Origin of the sequence: Myxosarcina sp. GI1, from assembly GCF_000756305.1 — a bacterium.
Lineage (GTDB): Bacteria > Cyanobacteriota > Cyanobacteriia > Cyanobacteriales > Xenococcaceae > Myxosarcina.
Window position 1 is genome coordinate 206,522 of record NZ_JRFE01000024.1, and the last position, 15,611, is coordinate 222,132.

A 15,611-nucleotide genomic window follows, 5' to 3' on the forward strand; every position below is an offset into this window, starting at 1 on the left:
ATTAATTATTTTGCTCGATCGCGCTTTGATTTATTTCTAGTAATTATCTTATATAAAGTATGTTTGCGTAGAGGTCAAATACTCGATTTTATTTACAATTAAATCTCTCCAAGGTAACAAAACCAGCTATTTCCATTCTTGAAAAATTTGTTCGATTCTAGCAATAGCTTCATCAGCAGCTTGTTGGGGAGATATATTAGCAATAATTATTCGATTTAAAGCTTTGCCCCAGATGTTTTCTTCCAGCACCTGGCTATAAGCGGGATTATCGACGACGTAAAATAAGCGAGTCGGACTTTGGTTTAAAATTTTAGTTGCAGTAGCTAGATAAGGATCGCTAGTTTGCTGCCAGAGAGGATTTGCCCAAACTTGTTTTTGTACTGGTTGATTTCGATTACCCGAATTTTGAAGATATTTGGCTGTAATCTCAGGCTGAATCAGATATTGCAAAAACTCTTTAGCTAGAGATACATGAGGAGAATTGCGAAAAATAACTGCCTGACGGACGCTAATGATATAGCGCATTGGTTCGCCGTTGGGTTTGTGGGGAAATTCTGAAATTCTCAATTTATTGTAGTAAGTGTCTGAATCCTGGCGAATTGCAGCAGGTATGGAAAGAGTGACGTTGGGAGTCATTAGTACGATTCGGTTGAGTAGATTGAGATTATTGTCGGTATTCAACCAATTGACCGTATCTGGGGGAACAAACCCCTGTTTGTATAGTTGGGTGTACCAGTCTAACGCTTTTATAATTCCCTGACGTACTTTAGGGCGATTTACTAAGAGTTCTCCTTGTGAATTAATCAGAGTAACATTAAAGGCTTCTAAAATATGCTCGAAAAAGAAGTAAAGATCTTCAGTCCCTCTGTTGGCAAAAGTCAACCCCAATCCATAAATGGTTCGATCTTGTCGCGTTTTTAACTTTAATTGTGCTTGTTGCCAAAATTGCCAGAAATCATCCCAATCTTGAGGCAGATTTTGCTGGTATAAACCAACTGAAGCTAATAACTGTTGCCAGTAAAAAATAAATATCGTACTTTGATGGACGGGTACGCCATAATAACTAGTCCGATCTAAGGTGCTATTGTAGTAAGTAGCTGCCTTTAAAATATTTTCTGAATAAGAATCTCTAACTGGCTCGATAATATCTGAGACATCTTCTAGTTTTCCCTGCCATGCCAAACGAGGATATAAAGTTCGATCTGCTGTTTGACTCATCATCAAGCATGGGGTGTTATTCGCTCGAACCGCTCTTTTAACTTTTGTGGCTAATTCGCTAGCTGTAAAAAAAGACAGATTAACTTGGTTGCCAGTTAACTTTTCCCAATCATCTACAACAGTTTGTAACGCTTCATCTTCCTCCAAATTAAAACCTTTTTCCCACCAGATATTTAGAGTAGGGATTTGGTCAGCCGTTTCTACAGCAGAAGTTTGTGTTGATTTTAAGTTATTAGAACAGGAAATAACTATTAAGCAACAAGCGATCGCCAGATAAATGCAGCACTTTTTCAAACTACAACCCAACGATTTCCTCATATTTTCAGCAAGCGATCGCAATTTATCCTCCAAAGTTGCCCTTAAAAATACACTTTAATCGGGAAGAACTAGAGAATTTTTACAATTTTTTTTCATTGGTGGCAACTTCGAGCAAGCGATCGCTTTCAACCTCTGACTTATTATCAATGAACAGAGAAAAATAAACAATAATGACTGATAATTGCTCATTGCTCATTGCTCATTGCTCATTGCTCATTGCTCAAAGCGAGCGCATAGCTACTAAATTTAGAATTAATTATTCAGTTTGAAAAATCGATCGCGAAATCCAGATATGATTTTTTTATAACCAGCGCGTGAGGCTCTATGTAACCGATGAATATTACCTACAAAGGAACCAGGCTACTAGTTTGTGATTATCAGGCTTGTCTCGATTTCTATCAAAAAATACTGGAATTTGACTTAATTTACGAAGGCGATACTAGAGAAGAAGCCGATTTAAGGCTGGGAAATACGATGCTAAACTTAATTAAACGTCAGTCAATGGCAAAAATTATTGGTTCTCGCTCGGAATCTTTACCTGTAGAGCGGCAAGATAATTTAGCCTTAATTTTTACTACGCCCAATCTCGAAGACACTTGCAGCAGCCTCAAAGAAAAAGGCGTGAGTTTTGAAACTCAACCCATGTATCGTCCTGACTGGGGAATTAAAACAATTTACCTACGCGATCCCGACCGCAATTTAATCGGTATTTACGAACTAACTGGCTAATATAGCGAAAATCATTTGTTAGCTTGAGGCGATTGGCTCTCGCGATTGTCGAAGGCAGCGCGCAGAGAGCGATCGCGCTACATCGCCAAGTGGTGCGATCCGTCCTTTAACTAGCTAACTTTTTTGGCAAACTTTTTTTAAGATCGAAGTAACACCAAATGTAGATCTTAAATGGTAGTCAGTCAATCTTCAAAAGCTAGTTCTAAAACTCACCTGTGGTTGCCAGAACAAGTATTAATTACTCCTGCGGCAAGAGAAGAAGCCTGGGGACAACAGATTTTAGAGCGGGTACGAAAGTTTAATCTGCCAGTAACGGAGTTAAAATCCAATCGTATAACTGGTTTGCGGGGTGAAAACGAACGGGAAACCTATAGCGTTGCCAAACGTACTTTGGCTATAGTCAACGCACCTCCCAGTCAACTCAAACTAAAGCCTATTCCTCCTTCTGCCGACTGGCAGTTTCACTTAGCACAGGGTTGCCCCGCACACTGTCAGTATTGTTACTTAGCAGGAAGTCTTTCAGGTCCTCCCGTAGTGAAAGTTTATGCCAATTTGCCGCAAATTTTGGCTAATTTGAGTAATTACGAACGACAAAATCGAGAAACCAGTTTTGAAGTTAGTTGCTATACCGATCCTTTGGGGATCGAACATCTTACTGGTAGTTTAGCCGAATGTATCCGCTATTTTGGCACTCGCAAACGTGCCACACTACGCTGGGTGTCTAAATTTGATGCCGTAGACGAATTATTAGATTTACCGCATAACAATCGTACTCGTTGCCGCTTTAGTATTAATGCTGCTCCTGTAAATCGCTATCTTGAAGGCGGTACGGCTAGTGTTGACGAGCGGTTGCAAGCACTACGCAGGTTGGCTTTACCTAAAGAACGCGGTGGTGGCGGCTATCGGGTAGGTTTGGTTATCGCACCAATTATGGCGATCGACAATTGGCAGCATCATTATACAGAGTTATGCGATCGCCTGAGTAAAGCTTTAGATTTTGATTGCGATTTAACTTTTGAATTAATTACTCACCGTTTCACTCCCAAATCAAAAGAGGTGTTGCAAAGCTGGTATCCTAACAGCAAATTGAATTTAAACGAGTCCGAACGCAGCCAGAAACGCAACAAGTTTGGTGGAGTAAAATACGTTTACGAAAAAGAAACGATGGAACAGTTACGCAGCTTTATCGCAGAGCAAATTACTACTAGATTTCCTCAAGCAAAAATTCTTTATTGGACGTAGCTTATATATCATTACGTTAGTAAATTAAGGACATTACTTGGTTTCGTTATTCAGGGAAAAAAGGTAAAAGAGAAATGGAGACAGGAAGATGGGTAGAAATCTCTAGTAGAGAGAACCTTTAGTTTTCCCATCGCCTCCTCCCTAAGTTCGCCTAAACCATCTCGTGATGATGCAACGCCCATCTTCAATAGTTCGTAACTATTACTTCAGGAATTTTACCTCGCTTACTAGCTTTAGAATTAATCGCTCGACTGGCATAGACCAATTCAATTTTAAACTCTCGATAGAGATCGAGTATTAATGGTGCATGAGAGTTAGAAACCATAAATCTCACGCCCCGACTATCTAAACGCCGACATAGATTTCTCAGGTTTAACTGCATTTGGCGATCAAACCCTTTCATACTGTATTCTGTAAAATTAGACGTAGCGTTTAACGGTGCATAGGGAGGATCGAAATAGACAAAATCGTTATTAGTAACTAGTTCTTCAATCTCAAAAAACGAACCAGTAATGATTTTTACTGTTTGAAGTGCTTGACTACAGGCTTTTAAATTGATTTCATCAACAATTTTGGGATTTTTGTACCTGCCCATAGGAGTATTAAATTCTCCTCTAGAGTTGACGCGATACAATCCATTAAAACAGGTTTTATTTAAATAAATTAATCGGCTGGCTCGTCGCACGTCAGACCAGGTTTTATATTCTTCAGTGCGATCGACATTGCGAATTTGATAGTAATATTCTTTTCGGTCGATCGCAAGGCAGTACTTTGCTCGTACTCTCTGAAGCTCGGCAATTAGTTCATCGGTTCGATTCTTAATTACTTTATAAGCGTTAGTCAGTTCTTTATTGATATCGACTAAAATGGCTTGTTCTGGTTGCAAAAAAAAAACAATGCTCCACCGCCAACAAAAGGTTCAAAATAGTTAGCAAAATCTTGAGGTATACGCGATGACAATTCTGGCAATAATTGGGTTTTGCCTCCCACCCATTTGATAAAAGGTTTGGGTTTAGTATTTGTACCGCGTTTTGGAATATTTGTTTGAGGCGATCGCATTTCTATGTATGATTTACCAAAAATTGTAAATAGTTTTTTCCGCTCGTCCAGAGTAACATTATTGCTATTAATGGCGTTGGTAAGTATGTAATGCTTTTGATAGAAGCAGGTATAGTTTTGAACTTTAGATAAAATAGCAATAAGCTAATGGAAGACTCCAGCATATCCACAGACTTAGAGTAGCAGAAGGTCTTACGCTATAATCTAGGAATCGAAGTATTCCGTTTAATTACATCTCTCAAATTGCGCCAACGCTTAACAATATTCTCCTCGCTGCATAATTAACTTGGCTACTAAAGCTGTCCAGCCTGTTTGATGGGATGCACCCAAACCCGCACCGTTGTCACCATGATAGTATTCATTGAACAGTATTAAATCGCGCCAGTAGGGATCTGATTGAAATTTAGCAAAGTCGCCATAAATTGGTCTGCATCCCGACTCATTGCGTAAAAACATACTAATCAATCTTTTTTCTAACTCTAAAGCGACTTCCCACAGAGTCAACATCTTACCCGAACCCGTAGGGCATTCGATTTTAAAATCTTCCCCGTAATAAAAATCGAATTTTTGCAAAGCTTCAATTAATAAATAATTAATCGGAAACCAAATGGGACCACGCCAGTTGGAGTTACCGCCAAACATATAGGTGGGTGACTCGGCAGGTTCGTAGGCAACTGTATATTCATCACCGTTAGTCTTAAATGTATAGGGATGCTCTTGATGATAGCGAGATACCGAACGAATGCCATAATCGCTAAAAAACTCGGTTTCATCGAGCATTTTTTGTAATAACAGGCGCAATCTCTCTCGATCGACTATTGCCAGCAGTCGACGTGAGTGGTTATCGCAACCTTCCATACAGGCAAGATTGCTACTGAGTTGAGGACGATTATTGACAAACCAATCTACTCTACCGCTAAATCCCTTGAGTTTTTCCATAGTTTCTTGTTCTATGGTGGTAACTGCAAGTAGGGGAATCAAACCGACGAGCGATCGCACTTTTAAATCTATGCTTTTACCGTTAGGTAAATTTAATACGTCGTAGTAAAAACCATCTTCTTCGTTCCATAAATCCGAGCCTTCCGTGCCAAAATGGTTCATGGCATCGACAATATAAAGGAAATGCTCGAAGAATTTACTGGCAATATCTTCATATACTTCGTTGTCCCGCGCTAACTCTAAAGCAATAGTTAATAAATCCAGGCAGTACATTGCCATCCAACTCGTACCGTCGGATTGAGATAGTTCGCCTCCCGTAGGTAGTTCGCCACCACGATTGAATACGCCAATGTTGTCCAAGCCGAGAAAGCCACCCTGAAAAACATTGTTACCATCTCGATCTTGTTGATTGACCCACCAGGTAAAGTTGAGCAGTAGTTTTTGAAAAACTCGTTCTAGAAATTTCTTATCGCAACGTCCATACATTTTCCGTTCGATAGTATAAACGCGCCATGCAGCCCAGGCGTGTACTGGAGGGTTTACACCGTTAAAATCCCATTCATATGCAGGAAGTTGCCCGTTGGGGTGCATATACCACTCGCGAGTTAAATGATCTAACTGTTCTTTAGCAAAATCAGGATCGATCACTGCCATTGGAATCATGTGAAACGCCAAGTCCCATACGGCAAAATAAGGATACTCCCACTTATCGGGCATGGAAATTACATCATCGGTATGCAGATGTACCCAGTCGCTATTTTTGCCATGTTTATGCTGTTCTGGTGGATCGGGCTGGGCGAGATCTCCTTCTAACCAGGTATCGATAACGTAATGATAATATTGTTTATTCCACAATAACCCTGCAAAAGCCTGACGCTTGATATTACATAACTCCTCATTTTTTTCGTGAGGACAGATGCGCTGGTAAAGCTTATTTGCTTCCTGCAAGCGAGTCCGAAAAGTATTGTCGAAGTTGCTTCCAAAAGGTGATTCGATCTCTGGATTATCGCATAGTCTCAATTTGACAACTTTGGTATCGCCTGGATCTATTTCTAACTGATAATAGGCAGCGAATTTAGTGCCAATATTGTCTGGATTGACGGCATTTTTGTTACCTTCAACTACATAGCTATTGAAACTATCTTTAACGTATGGTGATTCGTTTTTTCTAGAAGCCAGGCGTCGATAGTTGGTATTATTTTCGGTAAATAACAGTTGCGGTTGAGAATTGCAATATAGCCATCTTTTACCCAGATCGGACTGTTCGGCTTCGATGGTACTATACTCATCGCAGCGATCGTATATTTTTAGTTTGGGTTTTTCTACTTCATAGCCCCACGACCAAGTATTACGAAACCATAGATTAGGCAATAGATGTAGCGTTTTAGTTTCGTCACTTCTGTTGATAATTTCGATTTTAATTAAAATATCTTCATCGGTTTCTTTGGCGTACTCTACTGTAATATCAAAATATTTATCTTCATCAAATATTCCTGTTTCTATTAATTCAAACTCTCGATCGTTTAATCCCCGATCTTGATTTTCTTGTAGTAATCTTTCGTAGGGAAAAGCCTGCTGGGGATATTTATAAAGAAATTTCATGTAGGCATGAGAAGGAGTATTATCCAGTTGAAAATAATATTCTTTAACATCTTCTCCATGATTGCCCTGACTGTTAGTCAAACCAAATAATCTTTCTTTTAAAAACGGATCTTCGCCGTTCCAAAAACTCAACGCAAAGCAAATTCTCTGATGGTTATCTGAAATACCTCCAATGCCATCTTCTCCCCAACGATAAGCGCGATAATGTGACTGTTCAAAACTAAAATAATCCCAAGCCTCACCATCTTTACTGTAGTCTTCTCTTACCGTTCCCCACTGGCGATCGCTCAAATACGACCCCCATCTGCGCCAGTAGGCTGTTCTTTCACGGTCTTCTTTAAGTCTAATTTCTTCTGCTGTAAGGCGGGATTCTGCTGACATCAGTAGTTAATGTTAATAAATTAATTAATTTAAAGTGAGAACTTATTAGTTTGTATATAAACTTTTGTTAAGCTGCATTTGTTAGTTATATTGAAAATAAACTTGGAGTTGCATCTGTCATTGGTCATAAATTTGACCTTTAAAAATGCAGAAGACATTCGTTTTCTTTAATGTTGAATGGAGAAAAGCTTAAATCAAATCTTTTCTGCCTTTTAATCTTTCTGCTTCTAATTGTTTGATTTCTTTTTCTAGAAAATAGTTGAGAATTGTTCTAATTGCTGCGATCGCTACTAAAATGCCAATAGAATTCCAGCTAGGAGATACCGAAGTACCGACTATATCTGCTGCAAGTAGTAATTCTAAAGCTAAAACCAGAGACAATCCCAAATCTAACCTAATCTCGCGATAAAAGTCCTCTCCCTGTCTGTGTCGATAACTACGCACGATCTTAGGAATAGTTTTAATAATTGAAAAAGCAACTAGGATCACTGCTACAGCTTCAATAATAATTTTGACTATTAAAGCTGCCTGGGTTAAGAGAAATTCAATATTAGAGATAGCTGGTGCGTAGTGTTCCAAAACTTAAACCTCAAATAAAATCGACTTTACACGATCGAGGATACAGAAAATTTGATATCGTTCTTGAGTTATTTTGCAATTCAATGCAATATAGCTTGCAATGCAATATAGCTTGCAAATATATTCGCCGCTTTAAGCAATTAAAATTTGTTTTTAATGAAAAATTTGGAATTAAATTTAAAGTGCGATCGCGCCCAAAAAAGCGTTATTGCCAGTCAATATACAGCTTATCCGTTACGTATGTCTCCAGTTCTGCGGCTAGATAACAAAAATCGTCATTGCGCTTATTTATATATGATGAACACTTCTCCAGGTTTGTTGGCGGGGGATGAGTTAAACATCAAGCTTACTATGGCAGAAAATACCAATCTCTATCTTACCGATCAAGCCGCGACAAAAGTTCATCCCATGCCCCAACTGGACACTATTGCCAGAGTTAATAATGAAATCGAACTAGCAGCCAACGCCACTTTAGAATTTATTCCCGAACCGTTGATTCTCTATCAGGATGCAGCTTTAGAACAAACAACTCGCATCAAACTTCATTCAACTGCAAGGTTATTTTTTAGCGAAATAATTTTGCCTGGTAGATTGGCTAGAGGAGAATCATATCAATTTCGTTATTATTTCAATCGCCTACAGGTTAGTTCTCTTTCGGGAGAAGTTTATTGCCAAGAGGCGGTGCGCTTAGAAGGAAAACTCAATCCGTTTAAAGAAAGTAAATTATTTGCTTCCATGCCTGTTATCGGTAGCGCGATCGTTATTCTACCGCAGACTAATTTGCAAGCATTACGCGACACTTTAGAAGATTTGCAGACGGCTGAATGTCAGAATCTTAATGTTGCCTGTTCGATCTTGCCTGACAATAAAGGCTTACTAATTCGTGCCTTAGCTAATACTACTGGTTCGATTAAAAAATATTTGCAATACGCTGCTAACTGCGTGCGTTGTAGTTGCGATCGCTCTATCTTACCCTATATCGCTAAGTAAAAAATTTAGACAAAGATACGATAAAAGTAAATTAAATTAGCGATCGCATTATCGTACATCAATAATTAATTTAGCGATCGCATTACCTGAAATTGTTTTCTGATAATATTTAAAAATAACTTGGGGGAGACTAACTTCAGACTCAGCGCACCTTGAATTGTTCGAGCAGAGCCAAGAAAGCATTACGATTTTGTTCGATCGCAAAATAAAAATAGGTTCCCATAATAGTGACGATGCACAACTTACCTAAATGATTGTAAGTGTCAATAATTTGTTGGCTGCTCCAGCCATACTGAATCAATAAATTCATATCACCCCCCGAATCGTTAAAACCTCCCCATAGTGTACCCCAAGGAATAGAGGCTCGACCGCGATCGATCTGATGCCAGAACCAAACTCGATTCCAAAAGGTGAAAGCAGCCCCCAGTACCACAGGAAAACGATAAAAATCCCAGCGCAAGTAATTAGGTAAGGCAAAGAAATAATTCACCATTAGCAATGCACACAAATAAAACTCACCTCCAATGCCACCAAATGAAAATAAAACATTAAAGGTGTCGAGAGGCATTAGCCAGGTCATCCAAAATTGTAGTAAAGCAATAACAACAGCTAACACCATTGACCAACGCCGCTTTTCTTTCCATCCCGCTCGGAACAATAGCCCCAACAAAAACAAAATCCCCAAATAAACAAAGCTCGATCGCTCGGTTTCAAAATTTGTCCAACCGAATGGTAATGGTATAGCTCTACGTCCTGATAACCAGGCAACTGTAGCGTGACCAAATTCATGAAACCATATATTAATACCCCCAAGGAGAAACCTTGTTGGGGTCATGAGGTTCAAGATAATCGCTAATATTGATAGTAAGGGAAAAACGATTGCACTACTAAACCGATTCTGAAATGACAGTAAGTCGATATCTTCTTTACTAAAGCCTTCCTGAAGTGTGGTTGTTTGTGGCATAGGTAATGACTGCTGCTCTTGCCGATCGTAAGTTTTTTTTTGAAGCTGTCTCGTAAATATTTGGTAACTATTTTTGAGAGTTTGCAGTTCTTCGGAGTTGCCAGATCGCTTGGCTCGAACTTTTAACTTGAAGTAAGCTTGACTGATGGCTTCAAGCGTTGCATCTGGTTCGAGGTTGAGTTGTCGATAGTGAGGTTCTAAATCGACTTGAGTGTCTCCGATTGGTCGATCGGTTTTTATTGTAGAAGACCTGGAACGAGCGGCAATCGTTGCTGGATTTAATAGCGTCAATGATTGTTTCCAAGCAAGACGCTCTTGACCTTGAAGTTGGGCTTGAACCTGTACCACATAAATACCAAGTGGATTGATTTTATTCAGCCATTGTTCCAGGAATGTTAGTGTTTGATGCTCTGCTAGTGTATCTAAAGTCCGAAGTTGCAGGATTAAGAGATTTTGCTCTCGTCGAGCATTTACGTCAACAGGCTGTACTGGAAAAGCTGCTTTGAGGCAGATCGCGATCGCTTGAGGATCGCCTTGCTGAGCCTGAAGTTTCGTAGATGTCATGGTCTTACAACTAGATTGTGGCTGGTAACTAGCATATTATTCCCAATAACGCTGCTACATTCTTTATCTCTAGCAATAACTTACTATTCTTGTTTTTGAAGCTCGAACGTATAAAAAGAGCAAAGATAAAACGTAAGCCCAAGGGCTATTCTTTTGTATTTATTATTCTCTTAACAAACAAGCGATCGCTATCACTGTATTTAATTACAGCTTCATATCCTTTATATTGCTATATTGCATAATTTTTTTGACTGGAGAAGACCTAAGATAATTTATAGTAGATCGCCGAGCTTCAGTCGATGAGTCAACTCGAATCAATAATCGTATCCGCAGCCCAAATGGGTCAAATAGAGAAGCAAATTTTTAAAGCAGGAATGCCAGTAGCGGCATTAATGGAAAAGGCAGCTACTCTTTGTGCGTCAAAAATAATTAGTCTCTATCCTCTCTCGTCTATAAATTCGGTAGGTATATTAGTTGGACCGGGGCATAATGGCGGAGATGCTTTGGTTATCGCTCGCGAACTGTTTTTAGCTGGCTATGAGATTAAAGTTTATCGTCCTTTGTCTAAAGCGAAAGATTTAACTAGCAAACACGCTGACTACGCGGCTAGTTTGGGTATTAAATTTTACCAAGATATTGAAGCTTTACTTTCTTGCGATTTAATTATCGATGGTTTGTTCGGCTTTGGTTTGACTCGTTCGTTACCCGAAAATATCGTTGAAGACTTAAATAAATTAAATAAGCAACCGCAACCTGTAGTTAGTATCGATCTGCCTTCAGGAATACATACCGATACGGCAGAGGTTTTAGGCGGAGCAATTCGCGCTACTCATACTCTATGTTTGGGCTTATGGAAAAAAGCTTTTTTTCAAGACGCAGCTTTAGAATACATCGGTCAACCTCACAGAATTGATTTTGGCATTCTACCCCATCATGTTTGGTCGGTTTTAACCCAACCCGCACCAATACGACAGATTACCCCTAGCCTAGTACGTCAGTTTTTACCTTTATCCCGTTCCCAAGTTACCTATAAATACAAGCAGGGACACTTGTTACTAATTTGTGGCTCTCGTCGCTATTCTGGAGGCGCAATTTTAACTGCATTAGGAGCGAGAGCTAGTGGGGTAGGTATGCTGTCTGTAGCCGTACCAGAATCTTTAAAGCCGTTGCTCGTTAGCCATCTACCAGAAGCTTTAATTATTGGCTGTCCTGAAAATCGAGAAGGCGCGATCGCTTCAGTTCCTACTGCTTTAGATAATTATGATGTAATTGCCTGTGGTCCTGGTATGACAATGGATGCCGAAGCAACTCTACAAAAAGTTTTGCAGGTAGAATGTCCCTTGATTTTGGATGCCGATGGTTTGAATTTGTTGGCGCAACAAGAAACCATTCCTACTTTAAAACAGAGAACGGCGACAACTATTCTTACTCCTCATGCAGGAGAATTTAAACGTTTGTTTCCCGATCTAGACTTAGACCGCGATCGCCTGAATGCCGTACAAATCGTTGCTAAACAAAGCCACGCAATCGTGCTGCTAAAAGGAGCAAAAACTGCGATCGCTTCACCTGAAGGTTTGATGTGGTTAATTCCTCAAAGCACGCCAGCATTAGCTAGAGGTGGTTCTGGAGACGTGTTGACTGGCTTAATTGGTGGCTTGATGGCTCAAACGATTAAAGACGAGCGAGCGTTGGTAAACGATACTGTCGCAACTGCGGCTTGGTGGCACGCTAGAGCGGGAATTATTGCCGCAGAAAAGAGAACCGAGTTAGGCGTAGATGCTTATACCCTAACCAATTATCTGGTAGCTGCGGTGAAGGAAGTTTAGAATTAAAATTCAAACTACGCCCATTCAATATTTGACTTTGTAGCGCAATCGGACATTTACTATTTTAAAACTAGCCTGAAAATGCGCTCGCTTCTATTTAACTGCAACTAGATTAAGAAAAGCGACCGCTTTATGAACTCGACTATCGATTTATGCTCAAATCTCAGCAAGATCGCCTTGTAGATCGTTTTTGGCGATTGGCTTTAGTCAATATTCTTTCAAACCTGATGGTGCCGCTTGCCAGTTTAATCGATACGGCATTTTTAGGGCATTTAGCGGATATTCGCCATTTAGGGGGTGTAGCGATCGCCTCAATTGTATTTAACTATATTTATTGGTCGTTTGGCTTCTTACGCATGGCTACAACTGGCACAACAGCCCAAGCAGCAGGAGCGAGCGATCGCGATACTGTTATTTTGACATTATTGCGAAATGGTGCGATCGCCATCTTTATAGCGTTAGTTATTTTAATTTTGCAGTACCCTTTACGGGAAGTTGGTTTTACTTTGCTCAGTGCCGCACCAGAAGTATTAGAGTCGGGACGAGATTACTACAATGTCTTAATTTGGGGCGCACCTGCGACACTGCTTAATTTTGTCTTATTAGGCTGGTTTTTGGGACGAGAATTGGCGGGCAAAGTTTTAATACTATCGATAATCGATAAAGGTGCTAATGTCGCTTTGAACTATTTATTTATCGTGCAGTTAGGCTGGGCGAGTTCGGGGGCGGCAGCAGCAACTGCAATTAGTCAATATCTCAATTTGTTAGTAGGATTGACTTTTATTTGGCGTGAATTTCCCTATTCTTCTTTACTGCAATACCGCAATCTAATTTTTAATTCTAAAACTCTCAAAGCTGCCTTTACTCTCAACAGCAATATTTTTATTCGTACCCTCGCTTTGATTTCTACTTTTGCCGTCTTTACCAATCTAAGCTCGGCACTGGGAACAACTGTTCTGGCAGTTAATACTTTGCTTTTACAAGTAGTTACTTTTGGAGCTTATTTTATTGACGGTATTGCTTTTGCTACAGAAAGTATTGCAGGTAATCTTTACGCTCAAAAAAATAACCGTCAGCTTTTATCTTTAATTAAGCTGGCAGGGGGAGCAAGTTTGATTGCAGGCTTGCTTTTCGCCTTGGTTTTCTGGTCGTTGCCTTCTTTGTTCGAGTTACTTACCAATCACGCAGAAATAATAAAAAGCCTGATGAAATATACAATCTGGCTATTTCCTGTCTTGGGTTTTGGCTCGATCGCCTATATGCTAGACGGCTATTTTCTCGGTTTGACTCAAGGCAAAATCTTACGTACTTCAACCGTTATTGCCGCAGTTGTAGGATTTGCTCTAGTGGCGATCGCTGCTTGGCAGTTGCAAAATATTCATTTACTCTGGTTGGCTTTATGTATGTTTATGATAGGCAGAGTCATAACTTTAGGCTGGAAAGTACCACAAACATTAAAGAAAAGGCTTTAGGCTTTAAGAAATTAGAAGTACATTTAAATTTTACCGTTGAATTTCTAATATAGCCGAGAGAAAAGTTTACTTAAAGCTTAGAGCCTATAGTTTAGAGCTATCCTCACCAAAAGATGCTCTCAAGCCAAACTAACGTTATATTACACTATAGGTAAAGTCACACCAGCGCTCTGATTTTGATACTTGCCGCCGCGATCGGCATAGGTAGTTTGGCAGGGTTCGCCTTCAAAAAATAGTAGCTGTACCACGCCTTCGTTAGCATAGATTTTGACATCGGCACTAGAAGCGTTAGAAAACTCTAGAGTAATACTCCGACCGTGCCACGAACTTTCGAGAGGGGTAATATTAGCAATAACTCCCACACGGGCATAAGTAGATTTACCCAAACAAATCGCCGTAACGTTGGCGGGCATTTTGATGCTTTCTAAAGAAGCACCCAATCCGTAGCTGTTAGCAGGAATAATAAAATAAGAAGAACCATCTGTATCGAAGTGGAGTTCGGCAGGTTCTAAATTTTTAGGATTAAAATTTTTAGGATCGACCACCGTTCCTGGGATATGTCTAAAAATTCTAAAATCGTGAGGCGATAGGCGAATATCGTAACCGTAGGAACTTAGCCCCCAACTAATAGTACCAACTTCCTGTTTGTCATTAAAAGCAGCTTTTCTAATCGATTTAGCTTCAAAAGGCACAATCATTCCCTGACTTGCCTGTTCGATTATCCACTTATCATTTTTGATCGTCATTTCTATTTTCTGTACCGATTACTACCAACTTAAGTTTTAAACTAGACTGCGTTCACTATGAAATCATGAAACCAGTAGTTTTGATATTTAAGATTTCAAATTTTATTGTCTGTAGCCTATCTTAAATCTCTATTCAAACTATGCCGAGGTTTATTTTTGAGCGTGGGCATAACGTTTTTCGGTTTCTGATTTGATTGCCGCCAAGCTTTTTTTTAGTCTGTCTTCATAAATACCGTAAAAAAAGCTGTTAGCAGGACTAGAAGCTGGTATGACACTTACTTGATGGGTAATGAGTACGCTATCTGGTGGCGCGCTGGGGTAAGGAGAAACTGGTTCTAGTTGCCAGCTACCGTTAAGGGTTTTAAGATCTCCTCCTATTGCCTTAAAATCAATCTGCTGGGGATAAAATTCGGTGACTGCCATCCGAACCCTGGCTTCCGTACTAAAAACAAAGGTTTTTACCGTGCTAATTTGCTCGAATACTTTGCGATCGCCCTCAGCTTTAAGTAAGCGACTGCTATCGACATCGGGCAGAAAATTTTCAAAGCGATCGTAATCTGTCAGTACTTGCCAGGCAGCATCTCTAGAAGCTTCTACCAATATCCGCGCCGTATATTTACCCTTTTCCCCTGCCAGGGTAACTTTTCCCTGGCGCAAGGCGGCTCTTTCCAAAACTGGTAATTTATCTACAGGACCATCGAACAGCTTAGCATTGGCACCAGGACTGAAAATTAGAGCCACAGCTAGAGCGATCGCGCCGAGGCAAATTAAAAATGCTGTACGGCGTTGTGGTAAGAAGAATAAAGTCAAATTATAGTGTCCCCGAATGTAAATTGCGAGCGATTCTTATTTTAACCAGACAAATTCACAAACACCTCTGGGCTTGTACGGCAACTGGAAAACCTCACTGAGTTTACGGCTTTTACCACTACATTATTTGTTTGGCAAACGATAGATTTAATAGTACATGAAGAAATATTAA

The 15,611-nt window shown here is 39.8% G+C and carries 11 protein-coding genes and 2 pseudogenes; 5 read left to right on the forward strand and 8 right to left on the reverse strand.

What is annotated here, in order from left to right:
• Window positions 1-126 precede the first annotated feature (126 nt).
• Complete coding sequence (locus tag KV40_RS18265; protein ID WP_052055751.1) at window positions 127-1,536, reverse strand: ABC transporter substrate-binding protein; 1,410 nt, start codon at window positions 1,534-1,536, stop codon at window positions 127-129.
• Window positions 1,537-1,869: 333 nt separating this feature from the next.
• Here KV40_RS18265 and KV40_RS18270 point away from each other — a divergent pair, with 333 nt between their 5' ends.
• On the forward strand, window positions 1,870-2,265 hold the full coding sequence (locus tag KV40_RS18270) for a VOC family protein (RefSeq protein WP_036484548.1): 396 nt from the start codon (window positions 1,870-1,872) through the stop codon (window positions 2,263-2,265).
• Between the two features lie 171 nt (window positions 2,266-2,436).
• Window positions 2,437-3,507: a spore photoproduct lyase family protein gene (locus tag KV40_RS18275; RefSeq protein ID WP_052055752.1), complete on the forward strand. Its 1,071-nt coding sequence runs from the start codon at window positions 2,437-2,439 to the stop codon at window positions 3,505-3,507.
• A gap of 184 nt (window positions 3,508-3,691) precedes the next feature.
• Here KV40_RS18275 and KV40_RS18280 read toward each other — a convergent pair.
• The 4 genes and pseudogenes from KV40_RS18280 to KV40_RS18290 all read right to left on the reverse strand — a co-directional run bounded on the left by KV40_RS18280 (window position 3,692) and on the right by KV40_RS18290 (window position 8,067).
• Window positions 3,692-4,566, reverse strand: a pseudogene (locus KV40_RS18280) (DNA adenine methylase).
• Window positions 4,567-4,670: 104 nt separating this feature from the next.
• Window positions 4,671-4,763: pseudogene (locus tag KV40_RS37355) on the reverse strand (IS1 family transposase); the annotation flags it as partial.
• Between the two features lie 58 nt (window positions 4,764-4,821).
• A complete protein-coding gene (locus KV40_RS18285; RefSeq protein WP_036484551.1) occupies window positions 4,822-7,488 on the reverse strand; it encodes a glucosidase in 2,667 nt (888 codons plus the stop codon).
• 189 nt (window positions 7,489-7,677) lie between these two features.
• Window positions 7,678-8,067, reverse strand: coding sequence for a DUF1622 domain-containing protein (locus KV40_RS18290; protein WP_052055753.1), 390 nt, complete (start codon window positions 8,065-8,067; stop codon window positions 7,678-7,680).
• A gap of 156 nt (window positions 8,068-8,223) precedes the next feature.
• On the opposite strand from KV40_RS18290, the gene KV40_RS18295 reads away from it, so the two are divergent.
• Window positions 8,224-9,057 carry an urease accessory protein UreD gene (locus KV40_RS18295; protein ID WP_036484554.1) on the forward strand — a complete coding sequence of 278 codons (834 nt, stop codon included), beginning with the start codon at window positions 8,224-8,226 and terminating at the stop codon, window positions 9,055-9,057.
• Between the two features lie 142 nt (window positions 9,058-9,199).
• Here the strand turns inward: KV40_RS18295 and KV40_RS32320 are convergent, their stop codons facing one another.
• Window positions 9,200-10,585, reverse strand: coding sequence for a hypothetical protein (locus KV40_RS32320; protein ID WP_052055754.1), 1,386 nt, complete (start codon window positions 10,583-10,585; stop codon window positions 9,200-9,202).
• A gap of 299 nt (window positions 10,586-10,884) precedes the next feature.
• On the opposite strand from KV40_RS32320, the gene KV40_RS18305 reads away from it, so the two are divergent.
• Window positions 10,885-12,411: a bifunctional ADP-dependent NAD(P)H-hydrate dehydratase/NAD(P)H-hydrate epimerase gene (locus KV40_RS18305; protein WP_036484557.1), complete on the forward strand. Its 1,527-nt coding sequence runs from the start codon at window positions 10,885-10,887 to the stop codon at window positions 12,409-12,411.
• Between the two features lie 152 nt (window positions 12,412-12,563).
• A complete protein-coding gene (gene gntT / locus KV40_RS18310) occupies window positions 12,564-13,883 on the forward strand; it encodes a guanitoxin biosynthesis MATE family efflux transporter GntT (protein WP_036484560.1) in 1,320 nt (439 codons plus the stop codon).
• A 140-nt stretch (window positions 13,884-14,023) separates the two neighbouring features.
• Here the strand turns inward: gntT and dcd are convergent, their stop codons facing one another.
• Both dcd and KV40_RS18320 read right to left on the reverse strand, forming a co-directional pair.
• Window positions 14,024-14,629, reverse strand: a complete 606-nt coding sequence (gene dcd / locus KV40_RS18315; protein WP_036484563.1) for a dCTP deaminase — start codon at window positions 14,627-14,629, stop codon at window positions 14,024-14,026.
• A 150-nt stretch (window positions 14,630-14,779) separates the two neighbouring features.
• Complete coding sequence (locus tag KV40_RS18320) at window positions 14,780-15,439, reverse strand: SRPBCC family protein (RefSeq protein ID WP_036484566.1); 660 nt, start codon at window positions 15,437-15,439, stop codon at window positions 14,780-14,782.
• Window positions 15,440-15,611: the final 172 nt, after the last annotated feature.